General features: G+C 56.2%; 23 protein-coding genes and 2 tRNA genes. 14 read left to right on the forward strand and 11 right to left on the reverse strand.

Annotated elements, in window-relative coordinates; translation table 11 throughout:
* Nucleotides 1-9: 9 nt before the first annotated feature.
* The gene (locus tag A377_RS0108255) at nt 10-1,134 is read left to right on the forward strand and encodes a 5-(carboxyamino)imidazole ribonucleotide synthase (protein WP_019895813.1); all 1,125 of its coding nucleotides are present in this window, start codon (nt 10-12) and stop codon (nt 1,132-1,134) included.
* Here the strand turns inward: A377_RS0108255 and A377_RS0108260 are convergent.
* The 3 genes from A377_RS0108260 to A377_RS0108270 are packed head-to-tail and all read right to left on the reverse strand — an operon-like array spanning nt 1,115 to nt 4,698.
* Complete coding sequence (locus A377_RS0108260; RefSeq protein WP_019895815.1) at nt 1,115-2,602, reverse strand: bifunctional ADP-dependent NAD(P)H-hydrate dehydratase/NAD(P)H-hydrate epimerase; 1,488 nt, start codon at nt 2,600-2,602, stop codon at nt 1,115-1,117. The two genes, A377_RS0108255 and A377_RS0108260, sit on opposite strands and share 20 nt — an antisense overlap.
* Nucleotides 2,603-2,627: 25 nt before the next feature.
* On the reverse strand, nt 2,628-3,437 hold the full coding sequence (locus tag A377_RS0108265) for an undecaprenyl-diphosphate phosphatase (protein ID WP_019895816.1): 810 nt from the start codon (nt 3,435-3,437) through the stop codon (nt 2,628-2,630).
* Nucleotides 3,438-3,483: 46 nt separating this feature from the next.
* Complete coding sequence (locus tag A377_RS0108270) at nt 3,484-4,698, reverse strand: class I SAM-dependent methyltransferase (RefSeq protein WP_019895818.1); 1,215 nt, start codon at nt 4,696-4,698, stop codon at nt 3,484-3,486.
* 346 nt (nt 4,699-5,044) lie between these two features.
* Here A377_RS0108270 and A377_RS0108275 point away from each other — a divergent pair, with 346 nt between their 5' ends.
* Complete coding sequence (locus A377_RS0108275; protein ID WP_019895819.1) at nt 5,045-5,509, forward strand: FliG C-terminal domain-containing protein; 465 nt, start codon at nt 5,045-5,047, stop codon at nt 5,507-5,509.
* 25 nt (nt 5,510-5,534) lie between these two features.
* A complete protein-coding gene (locus A377_RS0108280; protein ID WP_019895820.1) occupies nt 5,535-5,990 on the forward strand; it encodes a FliG C-terminal domain-containing protein in 456 nt (151 codons plus the stop codon).
* Nucleotide 5,991: 1 nt separating this feature from the next.
* On the opposite strand, the gene folB is transcribed toward A377_RS0108280, so the two are convergent.
* Nucleotides 5,992-6,366, reverse strand: a complete 375-nt coding sequence (folB, locus tag A377_RS0108285; protein WP_019895823.1) for a dihydroneopterin aldolase — start codon at nt 6,364-6,366, stop codon at nt 5,992-5,994.
* Nucleotides 6,367-6,509: 143 nt separating this feature from the next.
* Here folB and plsY point away from each other — a divergent pair, with 143 nt between their 5' ends.
* Nucleotides 6,510-7,133, forward strand: coding sequence for a glycerol-3-phosphate 1-O-acyltransferase PlsY (gene plsY / locus A377_RS0108290; RefSeq protein WP_019895824.1), 624 nt, complete (start codon nt 6,510-6,512; stop codon nt 7,131-7,133).
* A gap of 99 nt (nt 7,134-7,232) precedes the next feature.
* Here plsY and tsaD read toward each other — a convergent pair whose 3' ends face one another.
* On the reverse strand, nt 7,233-8,321 hold the full coding sequence (tsaD, locus tag A377_RS0108295; RefSeq protein ID WP_019895825.1) for a tRNA (adenosine(37)-N6)-threonylcarbamoyltransferase complex transferase subunit TsaD: 1,089 nt from the start codon (nt 8,319-8,321) through the stop codon (nt 7,233-7,235).
* 313 nt (nt 8,322-8,634) lie between these two features.
* On the opposite strand from tsaD, the gene rpsU reads away from it, so the two are divergent.
* The 5 genes from rpsU to A377_RS0108320 all read left to right on the forward strand — a co-directional run bounded on the left by rpsU (nt 8,635) and on the right by A377_RS0108320 (nt 13,407).
* Nucleotides 8,635-8,850 (forward strand): 30S ribosomal protein S21, encoded by a 216-nt coding sequence (gene rpsU / locus A377_RS0108300; RefSeq protein WP_019895826.1) that lies wholly within the window; start codon nt 8,635-8,637, stop codon nt 8,848-8,850.
* Nucleotides 8,851-8,864: 14 nt separating this feature from the next.
* On the forward strand, nt 8,865-9,320 hold the full coding sequence (locus A377_RS0108305; RefSeq protein WP_019895827.1) for a GatB/YqeY domain-containing protein: 456 nt from the start codon (nt 8,865-8,867) through the stop codon (nt 9,318-9,320).
* 165 nt (nt 9,321-9,485) lie between these two features.
* Nucleotides 9,486-11,288, forward strand: coding sequence for a DNA primase (gene dnaG / locus A377_RS0108310; RefSeq protein WP_019895829.1), 1,803 nt, complete (start codon nt 9,486-9,488; stop codon nt 11,286-11,288).
* A gap of 126 nt (nt 11,289-11,414) precedes the next feature.
* Complete coding sequence (gene rpoD / locus A377_RS0108315) at nt 11,415-13,202, forward strand: RNA polymerase sigma factor RpoD (protein WP_028485395.1); 1,788 nt, start codon at nt 11,415-11,417, stop codon at nt 13,200-13,202.
* Nucleotides 13,203-13,330: 128 nt separating this feature from the next.
* Nucleotides 13,331-13,407 (forward strand) — tRNA-Ile (locus A377_RS0108320).
* A 180-nt stretch (nt 13,408-13,587) separates the two neighbouring features.
* On the opposite strand, the gene A377_RS0108325 is transcribed toward A377_RS0108320, so the two are convergent.
* Both A377_RS0108325 and A377_RS0108330 read right to left on the reverse strand, forming a co-directional pair.
* Nucleotides 13,588-14,688, reverse strand: coding sequence for a histone deacetylase family protein (locus tag A377_RS0108325; RefSeq protein ID WP_028485396.1), 1,101 nt, complete (start codon nt 14,686-14,688; stop codon nt 13,588-13,590).
* A 36-nt stretch (nt 14,689-14,724) separates the two neighbouring features.
* Nucleotides 14,725-15,267 (reverse strand): GNAT family N-acetyltransferase, encoded by a 543-nt coding sequence (locus tag A377_RS0108330; protein WP_019895835.1) that lies wholly within the window; start codon nt 15,265-15,267, stop codon nt 14,725-14,727.
* Between the two features lie 555 nt (nt 15,268-15,822).
* On the opposite strand from A377_RS0108330, the gene A377_RS0108335 reads away from it, so the two are divergent.
* A complete protein-coding gene (locus tag A377_RS0108335; protein WP_019895836.1) occupies nt 15,823-16,047 on the forward strand; it encodes a ChaB family protein in 225 nt (74 codons plus the stop codon).
* Nucleotides 16,048-16,108: 61 nt separating this feature from the next.
* Here A377_RS0108335 and A377_RS0108340 read toward each other — a convergent pair whose 3' ends face one another.
* Nucleotides 16,109-18,193 (reverse strand): [FeFe] hydrogenase, group A, encoded by a 2,085-nt coding sequence (locus A377_RS0108340; RefSeq protein ID WP_019895837.1) that lies wholly within the window; start codon nt 18,191-18,193, stop codon nt 16,109-16,111.
* 169 nt (nt 18,194-18,362) lie between these two features.
* Here A377_RS0108340 and A377_RS0108345 point away from each other — a divergent pair, with 169 nt between their 5' ends.
* A complete protein-coding gene (locus A377_RS0108345) occupies nt 18,363-18,923 on the forward strand; it encodes a DUF2058 domain-containing protein (RefSeq protein WP_019895838.1) in 561 nt (186 codons plus the stop codon).
* Between the two features lie 215 nt (nt 18,924-19,138).
* Here A377_RS0108345 and A377_RS0108350 read toward each other — a convergent pair.
* Nucleotides 19,139-19,215: transfer RNA gene (locus A377_RS0108350), tRNA-Met, on the reverse strand.
* A 204-nt stretch (nt 19,216-19,419) separates the two neighbouring features.
* On the opposite strand from A377_RS0108350, the gene A377_RS13285 reads away from it, so the two are divergent.
* Nucleotides 19,420-20,037, forward strand: a complete 618-nt coding sequence (locus A377_RS13285) for a c-type cytochrome (protein ID WP_019895839.1) — start codon at nt 19,420-19,422, stop codon at nt 20,035-20,037.
* Nucleotides 20,038-20,121: 84 nt separating this feature from the next.
* On the opposite strand, the gene A377_RS0108360 is transcribed toward A377_RS13285, so the two are convergent.
* Entirely contained in the window at nt 20,122-21,099 is a 978-nt protein-coding gene (locus A377_RS0108360; RefSeq protein WP_028485397.1) for a 1-aminocyclopropane-1-carboxylate deaminase/D-cysteine desulfhydrase, read from the reverse strand.
* A gap of 77 nt (nt 21,100-21,176) precedes the next feature.
* Between A377_RS0108360 and A377_RS0108365 the strand changes: the two genes are divergently transcribed.
* Nucleotides 21,177-22,394, forward strand: a complete 1,218-nt coding sequence (locus A377_RS0108365; protein ID WP_028485398.1) for an ammonium transporter — start codon at nt 21,177-21,179, stop codon at nt 22,392-22,394.
* A gap of 56 nt (nt 22,395-22,450) precedes the next feature.
* Complete coding sequence (locus A377_RS0108370) at nt 22,451-24,829, forward strand: Lon protease family protein (protein ID WP_019895843.1); 2,379 nt, start codon at nt 22,451-22,453, stop codon at nt 24,827-24,829.
* A 197-nt stretch (nt 24,830-25,026) separates the two neighbouring features.
* Here the strand turns inward: A377_RS0108370 and A377_RS0108375 are convergent, their stop codons facing one another.
* Nucleotides 25,027-25,566: a DUF2062 domain-containing protein gene (locus A377_RS0108375; RefSeq protein ID WP_019895844.1), complete on the reverse strand. Its 540-nt coding sequence runs from the start codon at nt 25,564-25,566 to the stop codon at nt 25,027-25,029.
* Nucleotides 25,567-25,616: the final 50 nt, after the last annotated feature.

Below are 25,616 nucleotides of genomic sequence, written 5' to 3' on the forward strand. Positions count from 1 at the left end.
GGTGATTTTATGACCGCATCCGATCCTTCCAAACCATTTGATACCAAGACCGTCGGCGTGCTGGGCGCGGGTCAGTTGGGCCGCATGCTGGCGCTGGCCGGGTATCCGCTGGGTCAGCGTTTTGCGTTTCTGGGACAGTCGCAGCAGGAACCGGCGGCGCTGCTGGGCGATTTTTACAGCAGCGAACAGCAGCCGGAGGCCTGGCAGGTCATGGCGACCGAATGCGATGTGATCACCTATGAAAGCGAAAACACCTCGGTGGAATGGGTGCGCGAAATCGCCCGCACCACGCCGGTGTATCCGGGCGAACGCTCGCTGTATGTGACCCAGGATCGGGGGCGGGAAAAAGCCTTGTTTGAACAGCTTGAAATCCCCTGCGCGCCTTACCGTCTGGTCAACAGCGCAGACGATCTGCAACAGGCAGTGGCCGAGCTGGGATTGCCGGCGATTTTGAAAACCACCCAGGAAGGTTATGACGGCAAAGGCCAGAAACTGATCAAAACCGAAGACCAGATTGACCAGGCCTGGTCAGAATTGGGTCACAAGCCGCTGGTTCTGGAAGGGTTTGTCGATTTTCAGCGTGAACTGTCGCTGGTGGCGGTGCGCAATGCCGACAACGAACACGAATATTATCCGTTGGTGCAGAATGTGCATCACGACGGAATTTTGCGCTACACCATTGCCCCGGCACGACAGGTGTCGCCCGAGATTCAAAAACAGGCCGAGCAGTATCTGCAGGCCTTGCTGGACGAGCTGGATCACGTTGGGGTGCTGGCTCTGGAGCTGTTTGAAACCGCCGATGGCCTGGTGGCCAATGAAATGGCGCCGCGGGTGCACAATTCCGGGCACTGGACCCAGGATGGGGCCATCACCAGTCAGTTTGAAAACCATGTTCGGGCCATCACCGGTCTGCCGCTGGGACCCACCGCGCCGCGCGAACCCATCTGTGCCATGGTCAATCTCATTGGTGAGATCGGGCCGGTCGAGCGTGTGTTGACGCTGGATAATGCCAAACTGCATTTGTACGACAAAACCGAAAGACCTGGACGCAAGCTGGGGCACATCAACCTCTGGGCGAACACCGAGACCGAACTGTTCGCCACGCTGGAACAGCTCAAACCTTTCCTGCCATAGTTTCTGCCATAAGCCGCCGGATGCAGTCGGACAGCTCGGAGGGCAGAACGCCGCGCACGCCATAGCGTTGATACAACGCATCGCCGCCTTCGGCATGCAGCCATACCCCCAGACAGGCCGCGTCAAACGCGGCCATGCCTTGGGCCAGCCAGGCCGTAATCAGCCCGGTCAGCACGTCGCCCATGCCGCCGGTCGCCATGCCCGGATTGCCCGCCAGACACACTTCGCAGTGCTCGCCATCGTAAATCAAAGTGCCCCGACCTTTCAGTACCACCACGCCGCCGTACTGCTGTTGCAGCGCTTTGACCGCCGCCAGTCGGTCCTGTTGGATCTGCGCGCTGTCGGTGTTCAACAGCCGTGCCGCTTCGCCCGGGTGCGGGGTCAGCACCCAGTCGTCGCGGTGACGGGGAAACTGCGCCAGCCAGTTGAGGGCGTCGGCATCCAGCACTTTGGGTCTGTCCATCAGGCAGGCCTGGTCAAAAAGCCCTTTGGCCCAGTCGTCCTGACCCAGTCCCGGCCCGATGCCCAGCGCCGACGCGCTTTCGGCCAGTTGTGACAAGGCCCGTTCGTCGTAGAGCATCCATTCGGGTTGTTGTGCGGTCAAGGTCGGACTGTGTTCGCTGCGCGTGACCAGTTTGACCAGCCCGGTGCCGCTTTTCAGGCAGGCTGAGGCAGCCATTTGCAAGGCCCCACTCATGCTGTGATTGCCGCCGATCAGCAGGGCGGTTCCGGCTGTGCCTTTGTGGCTGGCAAGCGGTCGGGGCGGGCGTTGCTGCCACCAGTAATGCCCGTCGTGGGCCTGCGCCAGAGGAGGCGCTTCGCCCACGTTGGGCCAGGCGGTTTCCGGCAGGTTCAGGTCGGCATAATGGACCCGCCCGGCGGTATCGGGGCCCTGGTGCTGAGTGAGTCCGAGTTTGCGGGTAATGAAGGTCACGGTGGCGTCCGCGCGAATGGCATGCCCCATGATCGCGCCGGTATCGGCGTTGAGGCCGCTGGGCAGGTCCAGCGCCAGCACCGGCTTGCCTGATTGATTGATGGGGTCGAACAGGCTTGCCAGCGCCGGTTTGACTGCTTGGGTCAGACCGGTGCCGAGAATGGCGTCCACCAGCAGGTCGGCCTCACTCAGCAGATCCGGGTGAAACGGCACAGGCTGGATGCCCAGATCGGTCACTTCCTGCAGCACGGTGGCGGCATCGCCCTGATAGCGTTCCGGTTGAGCAAACAGCGCCACCGTGACCTCATAGCCCTGCAAAGCCGCAAACTGGGCCACCACAAAACCGTCGCCGCCATTGTTGCCACCGCCGCAGAGAATCAGTAGGCGACAGGGAGCTGGCCACTGTTGTTTCAGGTATTCGGTGGCGGCCATGCCCGCCCGTTTCATCAGCGTGATCCCGGGAAAAACGCCATTCTGGATCAGCTTCTGGTCCAGAGCGCGGCTTTGTTGGGCCGAATAAAACGCTTGCGCCATTGAGTTCTCCCTGTCTTACCGAGTCTTACAGAAAAATCCATAGTAGCACGCCGCCCAGCACAAAACGATACCAGGCAAACGGGGCCATGCCCAGGCGCTGAATCCATTTCAGAAACAGGGCGATCACCACCCAGGCGGTGATCGCGGAAATGACCAGGCCGCCCAGCAGCGCGTTCCATTGAATCGGGCCCTGATAGGCCAGCAGATCCGCCAGTTTGAGTGTCCCGGCTCCGGCAATGATCGGGATCGACAGCAGAAACGAAAACCGTGCCGCCGCCTCGCGCGTCAGCCCGACCAGCAGACCGGCGGTCATGGTGATGCCCGAGCGGGAGGTGCCGGGAATCAGCGCCAGCGCCTGGGCAAACCCCAGAATGGCGATGTCGCGGTAAGACAGGCTGTGTTCGTCGCGCGTCTGTTTGCCGCGACTGTCGGCCCACCAGAGCAGAGCGCCGAAACCGATGGTGGTCGCCGCAATCAGAATCGGATTGCGCAAAGAGGCTTCCAGCCCTTGATTGATGATCAGACCCAGTACCACGGCGGGGAGGGTCGCCCAGATTACCGCCCAGGCCAGACGGCTGTTGCTGGTGACCTCGCGGGTGATCAGCGAACGGGTCCAGTCATGGGTCATGGCGCGGACATCGCGCTGAAAATAGGTGATCACCGCCAGCAGGGTGCCCAGATGCACCGCCACATCAAACGCCAGTCCCTGATCCGGCCAGCCCAGCAACTGCGGCACCAGAATCAGATGGCCGGAGCTGGAAATGGGCAGGAATTCGGTCAGCCCCTGAATGAAGGCCAGAAAAGCGATTTGCAGCCAGTCGAGAATCGGGTCCATGAATGGGTGTGTCCTTTTTTAACCAGGCCTGGTCAATCGGCCCGGATCAGAGTTGATGGCGCAGATCGCGGAATTCGAACCCGATCAGTGACTGGTCCAGGTGCTTGCTCAGAGCCATCACTTTGAAGGTTTCGCCCATTTCGTCGGGCAGGGTCAGGGTTTTGATCTGTTGGGCCAGTTTGAGCTGTTCGGTGACGTCGTCATCGGGGCGATGGGCCATGTCCATCAGACCGCTGCTCATCAGAAAATGCGCCTGAGTGGTAAAGCCCGCAATCTTGAATCCGGCACTGAAGGCGTTTTCGGCCACCGCGGTGAAATCCACGTGGGCGGTGATGTCCTGCAGTCCCGGGTAAAAAAACGGATCGCTGTGCGCCAGATGTTGATAATGGCAGCGCAAGGTGCCCATGTGGCGGGCGCGCTGGTAGTATTCCTGACGGTTGTAGCCATAGTCGATCAGCAGCACCAGCCCCCGCTTCAGGCTGTCGTGCAGGCTTTGTAGCCAGGGATATAGATTCAGGTTGACCTCGGTGTCGTAACCGCGGTCACTGACCGATCCCAGTTGCTTGAGCAGCTGATTGCTGATGCGCTGCAGTTCCGGTTCGACAATGGGTTGATAGGCCCATTCCAGCGCATCTTGTTCGTCGTTGTACTGCACATAGGCGCGCAGGGCTTGTTCCGGTTCCAGTCGCAGGCGCTCAAACGGCATGGCATCGAGCACCTCGTTGGCCAGCACCACCGCTTCCATCGGGGTTTGTGGCAGTTCCGACAGCCACACCACCTTGTCGGCCAGGTGAGACGGCAGGTCTTTCAGCATCGCCTGCTGGCGCTGCTTGAGGTCGGCGCTGAGTTCCAGAATGCAATACTGTTGCAATCGCTCGGCCTGATCGGTTCGATCCAGCGCCAGCAACAGGTCTCTGGCCATGGTACCGCGTCCGGCTCCGAATTCGATGATGTTGGGCGCGTCCAGTTCGCTCAATCCCTGTGAGACCTGTTGCGCCAGACAGCGGGAGAACAAGGGGCTGATTTCGGGCGCGGTGATAAAATCGCCACCGCGCCCGATTTTGGCCAGACCACTGGTGTAATAGCCCAGACCGGGGGTGTAGAGAGCCATTTGCATGTAATCGCTGAATGGCAGTTGGCCATGGCGCTGCAATCGCTGGCGGATCTTTTTGACCAGTTCGGCGCTTTTCTGCTTGAGTTCGTCCGGCGGCTCCGGCAAACGGGCGCGCTGGCGGCTGGAATGTTTTAGCTGAAGTGTCATGCGGCCTCTTGCGTTTTTTTCTGGAAAGCGAAAAGATAAGATATTATAAAATGTTAGCCCGAATGTTACACAAACTTGTACTGATCTTGCTTGCTCCTTGGTCCCACAAGAAATATTTCTTCAGTCGGCCGTAATCGTGGATACGACGCTTCTTCAGAAATTTCCTTGTGAAACCAATGCCCTGCGCAATCTCAGCACAATTTTATGAAACATTCGGGTCAGTCGATTCTTTTGACGCGAATTGCGGAAGGAATTGGCAGGGAGCGAGAGCAAAGTGGGTTTTTGACCAGGCCTGGTGAGGTTTTTGCTAGGCGATGGCTGGAAAACGTCAAACAAGCGGTGAAACATGAAAGTCGGCATTAAAAAAATTCATGAAAACGAATGGCTGGTCCACATCGGATTTGCCAGCATGCATCTGGATCGTTTTTCGCTGGAATTGCTGGCGATTACTCTGGCGCATGTGCGGGCTCTGGAGCATGGTGAGGCGCATTCGATTCTGGACAGCTACGTTCAGCTGGCGATGCGAATCAAGGAGTTGGACGACAAAGGCCTGCAGCAGTTGACCCGGGCGGTGGAAAACCGGGATCTGTTGCACTTGATGGTGCTGGCCCAGGACGACGCCTTGAATGACTGCATTTTGAAAAATGTCGGTGGCATGGTCGCCAAGCAACTGAAATCGGATATGCAAAAGGCCGAAGCAGTGGATGAAACGACCGGCAAGGAAGCGGTCACGCGCGTGGTAAAGACCCTGTTCGAGCTGGAAACACAGGGCCAGGTCGAGTTTTACAACGAAGCCACGCAGTACATTTGATAACCGGGACGAATAAAGACGTGTTATGGAAGTGAATGCCAAACGATTGGAAAGCGGGGAATACACTCTGGACATGGGGCCGGTGTCGTTGACACTGGAGGAGCCCGTGCTGGAACAGTTGTATGAGGTCATTCATCAGCGCCTGCAACGCAGCGGTCAGCAGGAAGCCGTGGGGCTGAACAAGAAACTTCAGGCCTATCGGACCCTGGCGCAGAAACTGGTGACGGTGAATGACCGGATTCTGCAGGCGCTGTTGCCGCAACTGACGCCGGAGCAGATGGTGACCATGGTGCGTCTGTCGGGGCCGGAAATGTTTGACAAGATCAAGCGCAATCTGTCGCGGCAAAACGGCCAGCAGTTTGAAGAAGACCATCACGACCTCAACAAGATCACAGTGCATCAGGCCATTTTGTACATGGAGCAGATCATGCCTTTGATCAAGCGCGCCGCTCAGGAGCAGAAGCAGCGTCAATCAACCTGAATCAGTTTTTGTGATCTGATTGCGCCCGCTGGCGCTCAATGGTCAGGCCGACGTTGTCCACATAGGGCACGGCATGGGGCTTCATCAGGGTCAGGCGCACCGATTGGGCCAGCGGGTAGGTCTGCAACAGTTTGTCACACAGGCTTTCGGCCAGCGCTTCAATCAATTCAAACCGGCTGGCTTGCGCCCACGCCGTCACATCGTCCGCCATCGCTTTGTAATCCAGTGTCTGCTTCAGATCGTCTGTCTGTCCGGCAGGGCGAAGGTCGCACCCAATCGCCAGGTCCATGTCAATGGGCTGCGGGGCCTGTTTTTCCCAGTCAAACACGCCGATCAGGCAGTGCGCGCGAATGCCGCGGATGTGAATCGTGTCCATAGTCTCTCCTATCCGAATGTCCCGGTTTTATGCGCTGATTTTACAGGTTTTGCGTGCGAAAAGCGCGTTTCCGGGCGGCGGCGTTTTGGTTCCCCGCCACAAAGGGGTAAAATACCCATTTTACTTTGGATAGGAAGGCGTCAATGGATTTGACAATATGGCTGGTTGCCTGGGTGGTCGTTTGGGTGCTGGGCGCGTATTTGCTGGGCTCGATTTCCTCGGCGATTGTGGTCTGCCGGTTGATGGGGCTGGGCGACCCGCGTGAGGACGGTTCGGGCAATCCCGGTGCCACCAATGTCAAACGCCTGTACGGCAATCGCCCGGCGGCTCTGACGCTGGCGGGCGACCTGTTGAAAGGCTTTGTGCCGGTGAGCCTGGCCGTGTGGGCCGGTTTGTCGGGTGAGCTCATTGCGGCCGTTGCTCTGGCCGCATTTTTCGGTCATCTGTATCCCGTGTTTTTTCAGTTTCGTGGCGGCAAGGGCGTGGCGACCTTTCTGGGCGCAATGTTTGGGTTGCATGTTCTGTTGGGTGCGGGCGTGACGCTGGTGTGGCTGTTTGTGGCCAAAGTGCTGAAAGTGTCGTCGGTGTCGGCATTGGCCGCGGCGGCGCTGGCCCCTTTCATCGTTTATGCGGGTCTGAACTGGCTGGGCCGGGGCGATCAGGCATGGGTTCTGACGGCGATGACGGTGGTGATGGCGGTGGTGCTGTTCTGGCGGCATCGCAGCAATATCCAGCGTCTGCTTTCCGGCGAAGAGGGGCGCATTTGAGCGTTGATCTCCCTGCGTTGCCGTGACGAGCGATGCCCTCGCGACCTTCAGCGATGCCCTCGCGACCTTCTTTTTGACCAGGCCTGGTCAAAAAGAAGGTTAAATCTGGGTGAGGCTTTCCAGCTCCCAGCGCGGGCGGCAGGCGAAGTTGAGGTCGGAATGCTGACCGGCCAGAAGACGCTGGGCACCGGCGTAGGCGATCATGGCCCCGTTGTCGGTGCAGAAATCCAGCCTCGGGTAGTGGGCCTGACCGCCGCGCTTGGTCATTAACTGGGTCAGTTGCTCGCGGATGGCCTGATTGGCGCTGACGCCGCCCGAAACCACCAGCCGGTCCAGCCCTTCCTGATCCAGTGCGCGGCGGCATTTGATCCGCAGGGTATCGGCCACCGCCAGTTCAAAGGCGCGGCAGATGTCGGCGCGGGTCTGGTCATTGTCGTCACCGGCGTTTTTGGCCTTGTGCCAGGTATTGAGGCTGAAGGTTTTCAGGCCGCTGAAACTCATGTCCAATCCGGGGCGATCGATCATCGGGCGCGGAAAACGGTAGCGTTCGCTGTCGCCTTTCAGCGCCAGACGAGACACTTCCGGGCCGCCCGGATAGCCCATGCCCATCATTTTCGCGGTCTTGTCAAAGGCTTCGCCCACCGCGTCGTCCAGCGTGTCGCCCAGCAAACGATAGCGCCCGATGCCGTCCACGCGGATGATTTGTGTGTGCCCGCCGGAGATCAACAGACAGATAAACGGAAACGCCGGCGGGTCGGCTTCGAGCATGGGGGCGAGCAGATGGCCTTCCATGTGGTGAATGCCCAGAGCGGGAATCTGCCAGGCCAGTGCCAGGCTGCGTGCGACCGAGGCCCCGGTCAGCAACGCGCCCATCAGGCCGGGTCCGGCGGTGTAGGCAATGCCGTTGACGTCTTCGGCGCGGCATTCGGCCGCGGCCAGAGTTTCGTCGATCAGCGGGATCAGACGTCGGATGTGATCGCGCGAGGCCAGTTCCGGCACCACACCACCAAACTCGGCATGTTGCGCCACCTGGCTGTACAGCCGGTTGGCCAGCAAACCTTGCTGATTGTGGTACAGTGCCACTCCGGTTTCGTCGCAGGAGCTTTCAATCCCCAGCGTCAGAAAAGGGCGTTCGCGGTTGGACGGTGTGGACGATGTTTGGGGCGCGGCTGTCGCGGAATGGGTCATAGGCTGGCACTCTGGGCTAGAGTCGGTTTCTCGATTCAATGGATGACGGATTTTATCAGACTTTGCCCGGTTTTGCGCCACGCCGACCCCGGCCCGCGGCGGGGATTGTGGCCTGAGCCGCTGTCTGCCTGATCGGCAAAGTTTTGATTGCAAACTGTTTAGCCTGTCTTTATAATACTCGCTTTACGATTTTTGTATCGTTTTGCGTCCTGCTTTGCATGCCCGAGCGCATGAGTAGAAAACGGTCTGTTTTAATCATTAGTCAATCAACAAGATACTGAAATCTTTAAGAATTCAAGAAGGTGAATGATATATGCCAAGTGTAAAAGTAAGAGATACCGAACCGTTTGACGTGGCTTTGCGTCGTTTCAAGCGTGCCTGCGAAAAAGCCGGTGTGCTGACCGAATCCCGCAAGCGTGAGTTCTACGAAAAGCCAACCTGGGCGCGTAAGCGTCAGAAAGCGGCTGCGGTCAAGCGTCTGGCCAAGCGCCTGTCACGCGAAAACCGTCGCGTTAACCGTAAGTACTGAGGCGGTTACCCCAAATGGCAAGCGAACTGAAAGCCACGCTGACGGCAGAAATGAAAACGGCGATGAAAGCGAAAGACAAGCCTCGCTTGTCTGTGATTCGCTCGATCCAGGCGGCGATCAAGCAGGTCGAAATCGACAAGCAGATCACGCTGGACTCGGACGCCGATGTTCTGCCGGTGTTGGACAAAATGCTCAAGCAGCGCCGCGATTCGTATCAGCAGTATATGGATGCGGAGCGTCCGGAACTGGCGGAAACCGAAGCCTTTGAAATGGACGTGATCCAATCCTTTTTGCCACAGCCTTTGACCGACGACGAAGTGACGCAGTTGATTGACGAAGCCGTGGCCGAAACCGGAGCGGCTTCGATGCAGGACATGGGCAAGGTCATGGGACTGTTAAAACCCAAGATGCAGGGACGCGCCGATATGGGCGAAGTCAGCAAAAAGATCAAAGCCAAGTTAAACGGTTGATCTTTATTGGCCGGTTCGCAGCCAGAAACACGCCGCAAAACCCGTCGATGGCATAACGCCATGGCGGGTTTTTTGCATTTGGGGCCTTGTGCATAAACCTGTGAACAAGCTGTGAGTGAATCAGGCGGTCAAATTTCTGAGCGCCCAATCAACAAGGCAGACAGGATGGTCGGATCTACCGGAAAACCCAGCAGCGGAAGCATTCCGCGCACGTTCATAGACGATCTGCTCAACCGCACCGACATTGTGCAGTTGATCAATGCCCGTGTGCCCCTGAAAAAAGCCGGCAGCAGTTACAAGGCCTGTTGCCCGTTTCACGATGAAAAAACCCCGTCGTTCAATGTGAATGGGGTCAAGCAGTTTTATCACTGTTTTGGCTGTGGCGCCAGCGGCGATGCCATCCGTTTTCTGCAGGAATATGACGGCCTCAGTTTTGTGGAAGCGGTGGAAGCACTGGCCGCCTTCAACGGCGTGGAAGTGCCGCGCGAAAAACTCAGTCCGCAAGCACAGGCGCAACAGCAGAAAGCGCGAGACCTGTATGACCTGATGTTTCAGGTGGCACGGTTTTATCGCCAGCAGCTGAAATTGCACGCCCGCTCGGAAGAAGCCAAAAACTATCTGCGCCAGCGCGGCCTGACCTCGGACATCGCCAAAACCTTTGCCATTGGCTATGCGCCGCCGGGCTGGGAAACGCTGCTAACCGATTTTGCGCCTCAGTGGGGCGAGTCGTCCGACCTGGCCAAACATCTGGTTGATACCGGGATGCTGATCGAAAAAGAGGGCGGGCGTCGTTATGACCGCTTTCGCCATCGCATCATGTTCCCGATTCGGGACGGTCGTGGCCGGGTGGTCGCTTTTGGCGGTCGGGTGGTGTCGGACGAAGATCAGCCCAAGTACCTGAACTCCCCGGAAACGGCGCTGTTTCACAAAACCCAGACCCTGTACGGCATCTATGAAATGCGCCAGTCGCGCCAGCGCTTTGATCGGGTGCTGGTGGTGGAAGGCTATATGGACGTGGTGGCGCTGGCCCAGTTTGGGATTCGCAATGCGGTGGCCACGCTGGGCACAGCGGTCACGGCCGAGCATTTGCAAACCCTGTTTCGGGAACTGAACGAAGTGGTGTTTTGCTTCGACGGCGATCAGGCGGGCCAGAAAGCGGCCTGGAAAGCACTGGAACTGGCCTTGCCGCAAATGCAGGCCACCCGCTCGGTCAAGTTCCTGTTCTTGCCGGAAAAAGCCGATCCGGACTCCTGTGTGCGCGAAGAAGGGGTCGAAGGTTTTACCCGACGGGTGGATCAGGCGCTGACGCTGTCGGCGTTTCTGTTCAAAGGGCTGGAAGCCCGGTTGTCGCAGCCCTTGTCCACGCCGGAAGGACAGCAGCAGCTGATCTCTCTGGCCAAGCCTTACATTGCTCAGGCCCCCGAGGCCTTACCGGATGCGCTGACCCAGATGCTGTCGGACAAGGTTCAGGTGCCGGTGTGGCGATTGGGCAAAATCATGGGCATTCGGGTGGCCGGGCGTTATCGCCCCAAAAACGAGGTTGCCGAGCCTTTGCCGCGACTGAAAGTGCAATCCAAAGTGCTGCGGCTATTGAAAATCCTGACTTGTTACCCCATGTTAAGCAAAGGGGTAGAACCGGGCTTGTTTGAAAACCTGCAGCACAGTGCGCATCCGGAACACCGATTTCTGGTGGAGGCGATTCAGACTCTGCTGGAAAACAACTGTCTGGCCGAGGCGTTGCAGAACTGGTTGCAGGCGCCCAGACGCCAGCGCGCCGTGGCCCTGATGGATCAGATCACGCTGCCCGCCTCCAAAGAAGGGGTGGTGGACGACTTTCAGTTTCTGATTCAGCAGTTACAGAAAGACCTGTTGCAACCAGGCCTGGTCAAAAAGACCGACGACTGGTCCATGGAAGACATCGCCACCTGGCAGGCGCAACAGAAAGCACAGAAACTGAAAGAACCCTGACAAGCACACCCAGGCAAGTGCAAGAGATGGCCAATTTAATCATTCAAATTAATGGCCGATAAGCGTATAATATACGGTTCGTTTTTGAAGGACCGTCTTCTTCCCCAAATCATATTCGAGGCGAGCATGACAAGAGTAGAAAGAAAGCAGCAATTAATCGACTTGATTGAACGTGCCAAGGACCTGGGTTATCTGACCTTTTCCGATGTCAATGACGTTCTGCCCGATGATATTGAGGAAGACCAGCTGGGGCAAGTGCTGACCATTCTGCGCGATTTCGGGATTCAGTTGTTCGAATCGGCCCCGGATGCCGAAGAACTGCTGACCCAGGAAGGCGAAACCTTTGACGACGCGGCCGCCGAAGCCGCGATTCTGGCGCTGGCCGAAGTCGATGCCGAATTCGGGCGCACCACCGACCCCGTGCGCATGTACATGCGCGAAATGGGCTCGGTGGAACTGCTGACCCGTCAGGGCGAAGTCGAAATTGCCAAACGCATTGAATACGGCATCCGCGACATGCTGGGGCAAATGGCCCGTTACCCCAAAGTGGCCATTGACCTGCTCGAATCCTTCCGCAAAATCGAACACGGCGAAGGCAAAACCGCCGACCTGATTCAGGGCTTTGTGCGTCCGTCCGATCTGGTGGACATTCCGGTTGAAAAACTGTCGCCTGACAGTGACAACACCGAACCCAAAGAAGACGGCATCAACCCGGAAGAACTGAGTCAGTTCCTCAAGAATCTGCAGAAAGCCAGTGACGCCGCGCTCGCCGCCGAAGAAAAGCATGGCTACGATGACCCCAAAGCGGTGAAAAAACGCGACAAGGTGGTCGAACTGCTGGCTTCGGTCAAACTGGCCCCGGTGTTTGTCAATCGTTCGATCAAGTCGATCAAATTGCGTGTGGCCCACATCCGTGAGCAGGAACGCAACATCGTCGACGTGGTGATGCGCAACATCAAAGTGCCGCGTCCCAGCTTTCTGAAAACCTTTGTCGGCTCCGAAACCGACTACAGCATGATCGACCGCCTGAAAGAAGCGCATCCCGACAAGGCCGACAAACTGGAAGCCCGTCGCGCCGACGTCAAGCGCGCGCAAAAGCGTCTGGCCATGATCGAAAAAGCCGAGCGCATGCCGATCTCGATCTACAAAGAAACCTACAAGCAACTGAGCAAATCCGAAACCACCGCGCGTCTGGCCAAGCGTGAAATGATCGAAGCCAACCTGCGACTGGTGATTTCCATTGCCAAAAAATACACCAACCGTGGCCTGCAGTTCCTCGACCTGATTCAGGAAGGCAATATCGGCCTGATGAAAGCGGTGGAAAAATTCGAATACCGTCGCGGTTACAAGTTCTCGACCTATGCCACCTGGTGGATTCGTCAGGCCATTACCCGCTCGATTGCCGACCAGGCCCGCACCATCCGGATTCCGGTGCACATGATCGAAACCATCAACAAGCTCAACCGCATCCAGCGTCAGCTACTGCAGAAAATGGGACGTGAACCCACGCCGGAAGAGCTGGCCGAAGAAATGGAAATGCCGGAAGACAAGGTTCGCAAGGTGATGAAAATCGCCAAGGAGCCGATTTCCATGGAAACCCCGGTGGGCGACGACGAAGATTCGTCACTGGGCGATTTCATCGAAGACGGCAACATCCTGTCACCACAGGATTCGGCCGATCTGGAAGGCATGGGCGAAACCGTGCGCGAAATGCTGAGCACCCTGACCCCGCGCGAAGCCAAAGTGCTGCGCATGCGTTTTGGTCTGGACATGAACACCGACCACACGCTGGAAGAAGTGGGCAAGCAGTTTGACGTCACCCGCGAGCGGATACGTCAGATCGAAGCCAAGGCTTTGCGCAAGTTGCGTCACCCAAGCCGTGCCGAGCGTCTGAAGAGCTTTCTCGACCAGTAACGCGCCTTAAGCAGACGACCACAACCGTACGGTCGCGGAAAAACCCCCGCAAGCACCGTACGGTTCTTTATAATACTCAGCCGAAGCCAAACCAAAACCCGTCTTTTCACCAAGCCTGGTGAAACATTGCCTCCTTAGCTCAGTTGGTTAGAGCACCCGACTCATAATCGGTAGGTCCACAGTTCAAGTCTGTGAGGAGGCACCATTAATTTTCTGTTAAAACAAAAACCTACAGTCGCCAGCGTTTACTTTTTTCCGTCAAATTAAAAATGTACTACAGTGTAGGAAACATTCTACCCAGTAAATGGGTTAATTGTTTCTTGGGTGTTTGACGGTCCAGTTCAGTACATCCGGCGGGTCCTGTATACCACCAATCCGGAAACGGTCAAGCATCTTTAAACGCATCGCGATGAAACTCTTCGGCGTGCATCACCTCGCGTAATCCGCAGGCCATTAATTTTTCTGGCACTTCGCCGCCGGCGAGTACGCTCAGAATGCTATGAACGCCCCGGGTGAGGGAGGTGAGGTTATAGCCGCCTTCCAGTACAAAGGCCAGGCGGCCGTCGCAATGTTTGTCGGCAATTTCCTGCACGATGCTGGTCAGCACGGCAAAACCGTCGTAGGTCAGGTTCAGTGCCATGTCATTGTGGTGGGGGTCGCAACCGGCAGAGACCAAGACCAGGTCTGGATTAAAGTGCTCGGCGGCGGGGACCAGTATATCGCGAAAGGCTTTTTCAAGCGCGATATCGCCAGCGGTTTCGGGGAGGGGGACGTTAATGGTATAGCCTTCGCCCATGCCGGCGCCGATTTCTTCCAAATGGCCCGACCCCGGGTAAAACGGCGCGGCACAGTGGGTGTCAAAAAACAGCACGTCCGGATCGGCCCAAAATATGTCTTGTGTGCCATTACCGTGGTGGGCATCCCAGTCAATAATCAGGATGCGCTCGCAACCGAGTTTGGTCTGGGCGTGGGCGGCGGCGACCGCCACATTGTTAAAAAGGCAAAAGCCGCGAGCTCGAACCGCATCGGCATGGTGGCCAGGTGGCCGGACCAATGCAAAAGCACTTTGGGTGTCGCCCTTAACCACGCATTCGACCGCGGCGATCGCATTGCCGGCGGCAGCGGTCGCGGCCTGAATGCTATTGGGCGAGACGGCGGTGGTGTCTCTGTCCAGCCAGGCACGTTGGCCTTCGAGGGAGAGGATGTGATCCAGATGGGCGGTGGTGTGAACCCGGCTCAGTTGCTCGTAGGTGGCGTGTGCCCCCGCTTTGATTTGTACGCCGGGGATCGGGTATTCCTTGAGCCATTCCATGATGGCTGTCAGCCGGCCAGGGTGTTCTGGGTAACTCCATTTGAAGTTCAGCTCCCCCAGAATGTTGCTGACCCGTTTTTCTACCCGGCTGGGAAGAAATGGCAAATCAACTTTCGGATCATGGCCAAGCATGACCTCGTCATAAAACACGGTGACACTGCGAGACTCTGTCATCTTGAGCTCCTCATATTTCTGCCGGCTGTGGTTCAATCAGGGGCATTTTGCCAATTTCTTTTTGACGGTGGCGGTGCTTGCCGCCGCACGCACACCGGTGGTTTCAAAACCCAGTCGGGTCCAAGTTGCTTTCGCTTCTTTATTGCTGGCGGCGTATTCGAGTATCAGGTCCTGCAGGCCCCGGTCTTCAGCAAAACTGATCAACTTGCAAAGTATGGCGCCGAAAATCCCCTGTTGCCTGAAAGCAGGCTCCACCCATGTGTCGTCAATGACAGCGGTTTGCAGTTCCTGGTCACCGTCTTGTTCCCACAGCCCCTGGCTGCGCAAAATGTGAATATACCCCATGCCGACCACGCCCGATTTTGACAGTTCGGCCACGATCAGCAGCTTGTCGTCATTTACCAGCGCGTCGGCAAGATTGTCCTGCAGATGCTTTCGCTCTTCTTCCCGCAGGGTCAGCGGAGGGCTGTCGGCAACGTGAAGCGCCAGTTTCGCGAGGAAGTCGACCAAAATGGGAAAGTCGGCTTTGCGGGCTGGGCGTATGGTCAGTTTTTCGATCTGGGTATCCTTGGTCGTCATGGCAAAACTCTTTTGTTGAGCCCAACCCTATCAGGCTGTTTGTGCCGGTTTGTTTATGACACCAGACCACCGACGGGGAACGCAAGCTGGCTGCTCCGTTTATTTATGTTAGATGTTTAAATTAACACAGATTCGTGTCTTATGTGTGCTGAACAGACAATAGGGTCTGAGTTGGTGACGATGCCCGTTTGGCCTTTTATTTCACGGCTTTATCCACTGGCGACGCATCTGGATGGGTTTGTCACAGTTTGAAATCCGGGCACTTTTTAAACGCATTGGACTCAATTGTCAGTAGGGTATTTTCGTGTTAGGGCTGAAGGAAATGCTGACGTTGTTTTGAGACGGTTTATACGTTATTCCAGCCGTGTCATATCTGTGTTGGTTTGCGGTGAAATTGCGCCACAGCTCTTGTTCAACGATCTCTCATATCTACCCCTTAGGAGGCAATAAACAGGTGTCGCCGTTAGTGCGTTAAAAGGGCTTTTTTGCTCTCAGGTCGAAGGCGCGTTAAGCTTAATCTGAATGCCATAAGAAAATAAACATTCAGGAGGAGCCATGCCTTACAAAACGATTCAACAACTGCCGGATTCCGTCAAAGACAACCTGCCCAAAGAAGCGCAAACCATCTATAAAGAGGCGTTTAACAATGCCTGGGATGAGTACGCCGACCCCAAAGATCGACGAGATGATGCGTCGCAGGAAGAGGTGGCGCACAAGGTTGCCTGGAGTGCGGTGAAAAACGTGTACCACAAGCAAAACGGGGAATGGGTCAAGAAGTAGCGGCCTGACAAGAGGTAGCGTGGTGGGTCGTAAATGGCGCGCACTGCCTGCAGGACTTCGTTTATGGCTGCGCCCCCACCTCTTTTCTGACCAGGGTTTGAATCAGCGGTGTGAATTCGGTTCCGGTTTCCTGTGGGGTCAGCACCAGTTCAAATTGACAGTGTTCGCCAGTGGGGGTGATCACGCTCAGATCCTCGTTGTCGGCACGAGAAGCCATTTTATGGCGTTGGAAGAGTGAGCCGTATTTTCGCGGTGGTAAACGTTGTTCGATCAGGGCGGCGATCTCTGCGCGGCCTGTTACTTCGCCCAAAGGCGAGGCAGTATCCCAGCTGCCGTTTGGATGAAACAGTTCTGCCGCGGCCTGGCCGTCGCGACGATCCACACAATCGAGAAAACGCATCAGCATCAAGCGCTTGGAATGACGGGACGCATAGTGGGTGTGCAGCAACGCGTGTGCCTGCTCCGATCCGGGCTGAGTCAACTCGGTTTGATAGAGTGTTTGAATGTCCGGGTTTTCATATGAGCGGCGGCGAGGCGCATTTTGATCAATACTGTAAATGGCCTGCATGCGTTTTTCCAATACCTGTGGGTCCATGGATTTGGGTTCACCACCACCGCCCAGACAGCCGCCGACACAGGCCATGACTTCGATGGCGACAAATTCTTCGCGCCAAAGGTCGGTGGCCAGTAAGTCCTGTGCCGCCGCGATGCCATTGCAGATCGCCACTTTGCCCACCCCCGGAATCTCGGCGGTTTTGATGCCTTTCGCCACGCCGCGCAACTGATGCCATTCCAGCGGCATTTGATCTTCCTGACCGATCAAATGCGCGGCGGTGCGCACCACGGCTTCCATCACCCCGCCCGAGGCACCGAAGATTTGCGCCGCCCCGGTGCTTTCTCCCAGCGGATTGTCAAAAGTGCCGTCTTCGGGCAGGGCGTTAAAAGCAATGCCGCGGGCTTTGATCATGCGTGCCAGTTCGCGCGTGGTCAGGACCTGATCCACATCGCCCGAGACGCCGGGGCGCTGTGACTCGTCTTTTTTGGCGGTGCAGGGCATGATGCTGACCACATAGGGTTCGGCCTGACCTTGGGCGAAGTCATCGCCCAGCGAGCGGGCAAAGGCCCCGCGCTTGCTGAGCGCACCGTGCATTTGCTGGGGAGATTTGGTGGTGCTCAAATGCGGCAAAAGGTCGGGGCGATTGATTTCCACCCAATTGATCCAGCCCGGACAGCATGACGTGAACAAGGGCAGGTTTTTTTGCGCTTTCAGCCGGTTTAACAGCTCGGTGCCTTCTTCCATGATGGTCAGATCGGCGGCAAAGTTGGTGTCGAATACGTGATCGAACCCAAGTTGGCGCAAGGCATTGATCATTCGCCCGGTGCTGATGGTGCCGGGCTTCATGCCAAATTCTTCGCTGATCGCCACCCGCGTGGCGGGAGCAACCTGCACCGCCGAAACGCGACGGTGATGGTCCAGCGTGTGGATCACATCATGCCAGTTGGGCGTTTCAATCAATGCGCCAACCGGGCACACCAGGGTGCATTGGCCGCAGGAAATGCATTTGGTTTCGGCCAGAGATTGGTCGAATACCGTGACCGGAATGCGCCCGGAACCCGGTTCGGCAAAGCCGATGATGTGCTGTTGCTGACCGGGATCGCCGCAGGCTTCGGCACAAAGGCCGCATTCAATGCATTTGGACAAATCGCGCCAGATACTGGGCGAGGTGTGGTCGGTCAGCCGATGTTCCGGATGTGCTTGCGATCCGCGCGCAAGTTTGGGCCAGACATCTTCCAACTGGTATTCGCTGACCAGATTCTGAAACTGGCAATCCCCATTGGCTTCGCAACGGATGCAGTCGTTCGGATGGCGCGCCAACAGCCATTCAAGATTGGCTTTGCGAAATTCGGTCAGTTCAGGCGTGTCGGTGGTGACCTGATCGCCATCCTTGGCTGGCGCAATGCAGGCAGGCTGAGAGCGGTTTTCACTGCTGACGTCCACCAGGCACATCCGGCATACGCCATGACAGGGCAAACGCGGATAATAACAAAGCGTCGGAACGTGCACACCGGCGGCTTTGGTCGCATCCAGCAGCGTTGCGCCGCTTTCAACCTCCACCGACTTTCCATTGACCGTGACCTTAAGCATACTGACTCTCCCCTTGTCTATAATACTTAAGTTCCGACCTGAGTACGAAACGTTTTTGAGAAGGGGATGCGGGCTGAAATGAGGCGGTTAATCCATTTGAGGCTCGTACCAAGAGGGCACTTAGACTAGAATGGACTCAGTAAAATCAAGACTTAAATGGATATGAATTATGGCCGGATCATTATTTGATCAGTTAAAAAGCTCGGGTTTGGTAGACGAAAAAAAAGCCAAACAAGTGCAACGGGAAAAACACCAGCAAAACAAAAAAAGCAAAGCCAACAAGGCCAAAAAAGGCCAGAAGCAAACCAGCCAGTCCGCGCAACTGGCTCAGGAAGCGGCACAAAAACAAGCCGAACAGGCTCAGCTTCTTAACCAGCAAAGAGCGCAAGAGCAGGCACAAAAAGCCCTGCAGGCCGAGTTGAAACAAATCATTGAAAACAGCCAGATCAAAGGCTATGCGGGCGACATTCAGTACCACTTTGTGGACGATGGCCAGATGCAAACCCTGCAGGTCAATGCCAAAACACAACAACAGCTCAGCAAAGAATCATTAAGGATTGTGCGTTTCAAACAGGGCTATGCCCTGATTCCAAAAGAGACGGCCAACAAAATTGCCCAGCGCGATGCATCGTGTTTGGTGGCTGTGCCAAGCGATAAGGATGAGAACCTTTCGGCGGAAGACGAAGCCTATTACGCCAAGTTTAAAATTCCGGACGACTTAATCTGGTAAACGTATCAGTGTAAACAGAGACTTGGCGTAATAAGGGCCATAGAGTAGCCGGGCAGAATGTCAAAAATTTAGTAAACTAACTGTCGCCCGATAGTGAATTATGTGGCGAAGTTACACGGCTCTGCTCCAAATTTCCCCACACGGGTAAATTTCGGGCAATAAAAAAGCCAGACTTCAAAACCTAGTAAGGTGTTGAAAAATCTGGCTTTTGAATGTGGTAGCGGGGGCTGGATTTGAACCAACGACCTTCGGGTTATGAGCCCGACGAGCTACCAGACTGCTCCACCCCGCATCAATGTAAATGTTATCAAGTCCGCCGTGCGTCTTGATGTGGCGTATTATAGTGCGTTACAGATTTATTGCAAGGGGGGCTGGCGATTAAAGTTGGCTTTTCAGAGAAAAAGTTATTTATTTGGTTTTTTTAAGTTTTCTATTTGCCTTCATTCCGAAAACTGGTTTAAATGGGAATCGTGTTTTGAATCAAAGGAGTGTCAGGATGATGCGTTTTCAATTGAAACCTGTGTTGGCGGGTATTGGTCTGTCTTTGGCGTCGGTGATGCTGGTTGGGTGCGGCGATCAGGGAGAGGAATCCCAGCAGTCGTCACAGACTGATCCAGCCATGACGGCGCCCAACGGCGGTGAAAGCAGTACGGCGGATGTGAAGCAGAAAGTCGGCGAGACAGTGGAAGCGGTGAAAGAGAAAACGGCTGAGACCACGGACAAAGTGGTTGAGGAAACGAAGGAAATGGCTGATAAAGCGTCTGATGAAATCAAACAGGCGTCTGACACGGTATCCGAGAAAACGGCCAAGGTCACTCAGGATGTGAAGGAAGAAGCGTCTGAGCAAGTGCAGGAAGCGGAACAGGCCGTGGTGGAAGATGTGGCTTCTGGCGGTCAGTTGTATTCCACCTGTGTTGGTTGTCACGGTGCCAACGGTGAAGGCGGCGTTGGTCCGAAATTGGCCGGTCAGGCGAAAGACGACCTGGTAAGCAAAATGCTGAAGTACAAGGCCGGAGAAGAAATCGGTCCGATGAGTGCGATGATGATTCCGCAGGCGCAGCAGTTGTCTGAACCGGAAATCGAAGCGGTGGCGCAGTACATTACCACGTTTTAAACCAACCGCTCGCAGACATAAGCCCCATTGATTTGGGGCTTTTTTTTGCCCTGAATTTGGCCTTTTCAGTTAAAGGATGCCGCGTCACAGCTTGCAGTCCGGCTCGCAGCCCTGTAACCCGCCGGAGTGGTAAAGGATCACCCGAGCGCCGACCGGCAGGCGCTGGTTTTCCAGGTCTAGCAGAAACGCGGTGACCGTGCGGCTGGTGTAGATGGGGTCTAGCGGGATGTCGAAGTGCTGTTTTAACCAGGCCTGGTGCTTTTTGAGTTCCGGGTGGGCGCGTCCGTAGCCGCGAAATTCGGCTCCGTGATGCAAACGCCAGGAAATGGGTGCCAGCGGACTTGCCGCATAGGGATAAGGGCAGAGCGCTTGAATGACCGGGCGCAGGGAGTCGCCGCCTTTGAGGGTGTTGACCCCGATCAGGCGTTTGGGCTGGTGTGGACTGGCGTGACGGGCGGCATGCTGGGTCAATCCGGCGAGGGTGCCGCCTGTGCCCACCGCTGTGTAAAGGTGGGTCCAGTTCGGGCATTGGGTTTGCAGTTGATCGATCGGAACGTCAAACCCTTTCAGGGCCAGGCGCGTGGTGCCGCCTTCCGGCAGTACCGTCAGGTTGGGGTAGCGCTGCCGATAGGGTGCGAGCAGCGCCTGCAGGAACGCCGGGTCCGATTTTTGCCGGTATTCGCTTCGGGAAAGAAATTGCAGTTGCATGCCCTGTTGTTGGGCGGTGGTCAGTGTGTGGCTCCATGTTTCCGGTGTTTGCGCCAGCTCGTCGCCGCGCACCAGACCGATGGTGGGAAAGCCGAAAAAATGACCGGCGGCTGCGGTGGCGGCCAGGTGATTGGAATAGGCGCCGCCAAAGGTGAGCAGCGCCGGGTGAGATTGGTGGCTCAGTTGGGCCAGAACGCCGCGCAGCTTGTGCCATTTGTTGCCTTGAATGGCGGGGTGATTGAGATCGTCCCGCTTGACCCAGACTCGAACACCTTTTTGGGAAAAAAGCCTGTGTTGAAGGGGCTGAAGCGGCGTCATCGGCGGGTTGAAAAGAGTTTGAGCAGGGCGTGTCATACCCCGGTATAATACGGACCTTTAACGATGTGCGCAAACGCAATACAGAGATAAATCAGGGGAAAAAGGGGATGGCCATGGAGCAGCTAACGCAAAGTCTTGATGTGATGTTTGTTTTGATGGGGGCGATTCTGGTGCTGTTTATGCACGCCGGATTTGCGTTCCTGGAAGTCGGGACGGTTCAGCACAAAAATCAGGTCAACGCGCTGGTCAAAATCATGACAGACCTGGGCGTCTCCACGGTGGCCTATTTCTTTGTCGGCTATGGTGTGGCTTACGGGGTCTTTCTGGGCTTTAACCTGAATGGTGAACTGACGGCGGCGATGCTGGACAAGTCCGGTTATGAGCTGGTCAAATTCTTTTTCCTGATGACGTTTGCGGCAGCGATTCCGGCCATTGTTTCCGGCGGCATTGCGGAGAGGGCGCGTTTTTATCCGGTTCTGCTGGCCACGTTTTTAACGGTGGCGCTGGTTTATCCGTTGTTTGAAGGCATTGTCTGGAACGGCAATTTTGCGATTCAGCAAGCGTTTGAAACCTATCTGGGCGCGCCGTTCCACGATTTTGCCGGGTCGATTGTGGTGCACGGTGTCGGCGGCTGGATTGCTTTGGCCGCGATTTTGGTACTGGGTGCCCGCCATAACCGCTACAGCAAAGACGGCAAGATGCGTCACGTTTACCCGCCTTCCAGCATTCCGTTTCTGGCGCTGGGTGCGTGGATTTTGACCGTGGGCTGGTTTGGTTTCAATGTGATGTCGGCGCAAACCGTCGAAGGCATTCAGGGGTTGGTGGCAATGAATTCGCTGATGGCCATGGTCGGGGGCATTCTGGCCGCCACCGTGATCGGTGACAAAGATCCCGGCTTTATTCACAACGGGCCTTTGGCCGGTCTGGTGGCGATCTGTGCCGGTTCGGATGTGGTCAGCCCGCTGGGCGCGCTGGTGATCGGGCTGGTGGCTGGCGGCCTGTTCGTCAAGGCGTTTACCTGGACTCAGAAAACCTTGAAAATCGATGACGTCTTGGGCGTCTGGCCTTTGCATGGCCTTTGCGGTGTCTGGGGCGCGCTTGCGGTCGGCATTTTTGGGACCACCGCTTTGGGTGGTCTGGGCGGTGTGTCCATGGCGGCCCAAGTGGCCGGTGTGATTTTGGGCGTGTTGATCGCCTTTGTGGGCGGTTATCTGGTTTACTGGGTGATCAATCAATTCGCGCCGATTCGGATGACCGATGAAGACCAGTATGCCGGTGCGGATCTGTCGATTCACAAAATACACGCCAACCCGCCAAGAGATGAGTTTTAAGTTTGGCGGGACACCTAATAATGCGTTCTTTTTAAAGCGAACAAACAAGAGTGGTTATGGAAAAATTAGCACACGAGGATTTATACCGTTTTACCCGTCTGGACGAGCAGGCGTTTGCCGCCGAATCGTCGGATTCGCGCAGTTTTATGCAGCGTTTTCATCCCCGTGCGTATCAATCGCTGAATTTCGGGTTGCATTTAAAGCGTAACCAGAACCATATTTTCATTATGGGCGAGCCGGGCGTCGGGCGGATTGGCATGACCAAGGCCATGCTGCGTGAAGCGGCCCAGCGCAAACCCATTCCGGACGATGTGGTGCTGGTGTCGGATTTCAGCGAATCCAAAAAAACCCAATACCTGACTTTCAAAGCGGGCAATGGCCTGGGATTCAAACAGGCGGTGGAAGAGCTGGTCACTCAGTTGAAAAGCCAGTTGCCGGTGGTGTTTGATGGCCATGCCTATCAGTTGCGCAATCAACAGCTGGAAAACGAGTTGGCGCAGAAACAGGAAGAAGCGCTGACCCCGGCGCTGGATCTGGCCGATTCGCTCGACATCGAAGTGCAGCAGAACGAAAACAATTTTGTGCTGTATGCGTTGGTCGGAGACGAGCGTTTGCGCATGGCCGATCTGAAAAAGCTGGACAAGCCGCTGCGCGAACACTTTATGCAGGCGCTGGATCAGGTGGAAGAAGCGCTGAATCAGGGCTTGACCCATTTTCCGTATCTGCAGCACGAGTACATGGAAGCCGGGCGCAAGCTCAATACCGAGGTCGCCAACGACCACCTGACCCCGTTGATCGATACGATCAAGCTGGAGTTCGGCGAAAATCAGGCCATTCGCGATTATCTGGATGCGTTGCAGAAAACCGTGGTCTCCAAGCTGCATCTGTTCTGGGATCAGTCGTCCGATCAGGTCACCAACAACGCCCAGTCATCGATGGAAGAACTTCTGGCCGAGCAGTCGACCATGTCGGTGTTTGAGGTCAATCTGCTGGTGGATCACGACGGACTGACCCATGCGCCGGTGATCTATGAGCAGAACGCAACCCTGCCGAAGCTGTTTGGTTACACCATCAATTCGGCCACGGCCAATGCCATCGATACGCTGACGCTGGCAATGAACCATCAGGCCGGGTTGTTGCAGAAAGCCCACGGCGGCTTTCTGATGCTGAACATTACCTCGGTGCTGAAAGACCCGGAAATCTGGTCGCATCTGAAAGCGGCGTTGATGAGCAAGCGCCTGACCTTTGAAATCCCGTCTTCCAGCAGTGTGGTGCCATACCATCTGCCGGATTTTCCGTTGGATGTGACCTTGGTGCTGGTCGGTGAAGCCAAGCATTTTTATGCGCTGCAGGAAATCGATTCGCAGTTTGATCTGCTGTTCAAGGTGCAGGTGGAGTTCGAGACTGAGCTGGATCGCACCGAGCAACACGAGTTGGCGCTGGCCAAGCAGCTCAACGAAGAAGTGGCGGACTGGGAAGATTTGCCGGTGAGCCCCTGTGCGATGGCGCGGCTGGTGGAATATGCGGCGCGACTGGCCGAATCCCAGTATCGCATGGTCACCAACAAGGCGATCCTGCGCGATCTTCTGGCCGAAGCCAATGCCTATGCCCGGGCGCACGACAAGACCGAGGTCACACGCGAGATCATTGATCAGACGATTGAGCAGCGCGACTTTCATACCGGCATGGTGGAGGAATATTATCACCGTGCGATCAGCGAAGAGCAGGTGTTGATTCATGTCACCGGGCGTCATACCGGGATGGTCAATGGCCTGACCGTGCTGACGGTGGGACGTCAGTCGTTCGGGCAGCCGGTTCGGATCACCGCTCAGGCGTCCGCCGGGGACGAAGGCGTGGTGGACATAGAACGCGAAATTGAAATGGCGGGACCGATTCATTCCAAAGGCATGCTGATTCTGTCCGGGTATGTGCGTGGGCGTTACATGCGTCACAAATCCTGGGGCTTCAGCGCGTCGATTGTGATGGAGCAAACCTACGACGGCATCGAAGGCGACAGTGCGTCATCGCCCGAACTGTTGGCGCTGCTGTCGTCTCTGGCCCAGGTGCCATTGCGTCAGGATATTGCCGTGACCGGATCGGTCAACCAGTTTGGCGACATTCAGCCGGTGGGTGGCATCAATGAGAAAATCGAAGGGTTTTTCAAAATCTGTCAGGCACGCGGCCTGACCGGCCAGCAAGGGGTGTTGTTGCCTCGCGCCAACGCCAAGCACCTGATGCTGTCGGCTCCGGTGCGGGACGCGGTCAAAGCCGGTCGTTTTCATCTGTACACCATGGCGCACATTGATGAAGCGCTGGATGTGCTGACCGATCTGCCGGTGGGGCAGGAAAACACGCCCGGCCGTTTCTGCGAAGGCAGCGTCAATGACCGGGTGGTTAAGGCGCTGATGGAGATGAACCGAAAAGACGAGGACTAACCCGAATATTTCACAAATTTGCACGGATCTCGCTTGCCCCTTGATTCCACAAACAATATTTTCTCAGTCGGTCGTAATCATAGATACGACCCTTCTTCGAAAATTTGCTTGTGAAACAGAGAACTCGACGCCCGAAGGGGTAAGTCGAGAAAACAAGTTCCTGCGCAACCTCAGCACAAATTCATGAAACATTCGGGCTAATTTTTTTTGCTGCGGTCCTGTCGGCGCAGTTGAATCCGCTTTTCCCAGCTGCGGGTCACATGCCAGCGCCAGAACAGGTGAATGCTGACATAGCTGACCGCGGCCAGAAAGCTGCCGACGATCAGACTGCCCAGATACAGCGGCAGCCACAGATCGCCCAGCGTGGTGGTGATCCAGTGCCAGCTCAGCTCGAATTTGAGCTCGTCACGGGGTGGGTGGCTGACCAGTAAGCTGCCGATGCGGTAGTTGAAATAAAAAATCGGTGCCATGGTAAAGGGATTGCTGACCCAGACCAGCACAATGCTCAGTGGCAGATTGGCGCGCGTAAAAATCGAGACCACGGCCGCCGCCAGCATCTGTGACGGGATCGGAATCGCCATCCAGAACAACCCATTGGCAAAGGCTCTGGCCACACTGTGACGATGCAAGTGCCAGAGGCTGGGGTTGGCCAGCAGATGGGTCACCATGCCCAAGCCTTTGATCCGACGAATCCGCTCTGGATGGGGGGTGTATTTTTTGAAAAACTTTCTGGGCATATGTTTCGATTAGTCGTTATCGCTTTTCTGGCAACGGTTTATGGATTCTA

The organism is Hydrogenovibrio halophilus DSM 15072, from assembly GCF_000384235.1.
GTDB lineage: Bacteria > Pseudomonadota > Gammaproteobacteria > Thiomicrospirales > Thiomicrospiraceae > Hydrogenovibrio > Hydrogenovibrio halophilus.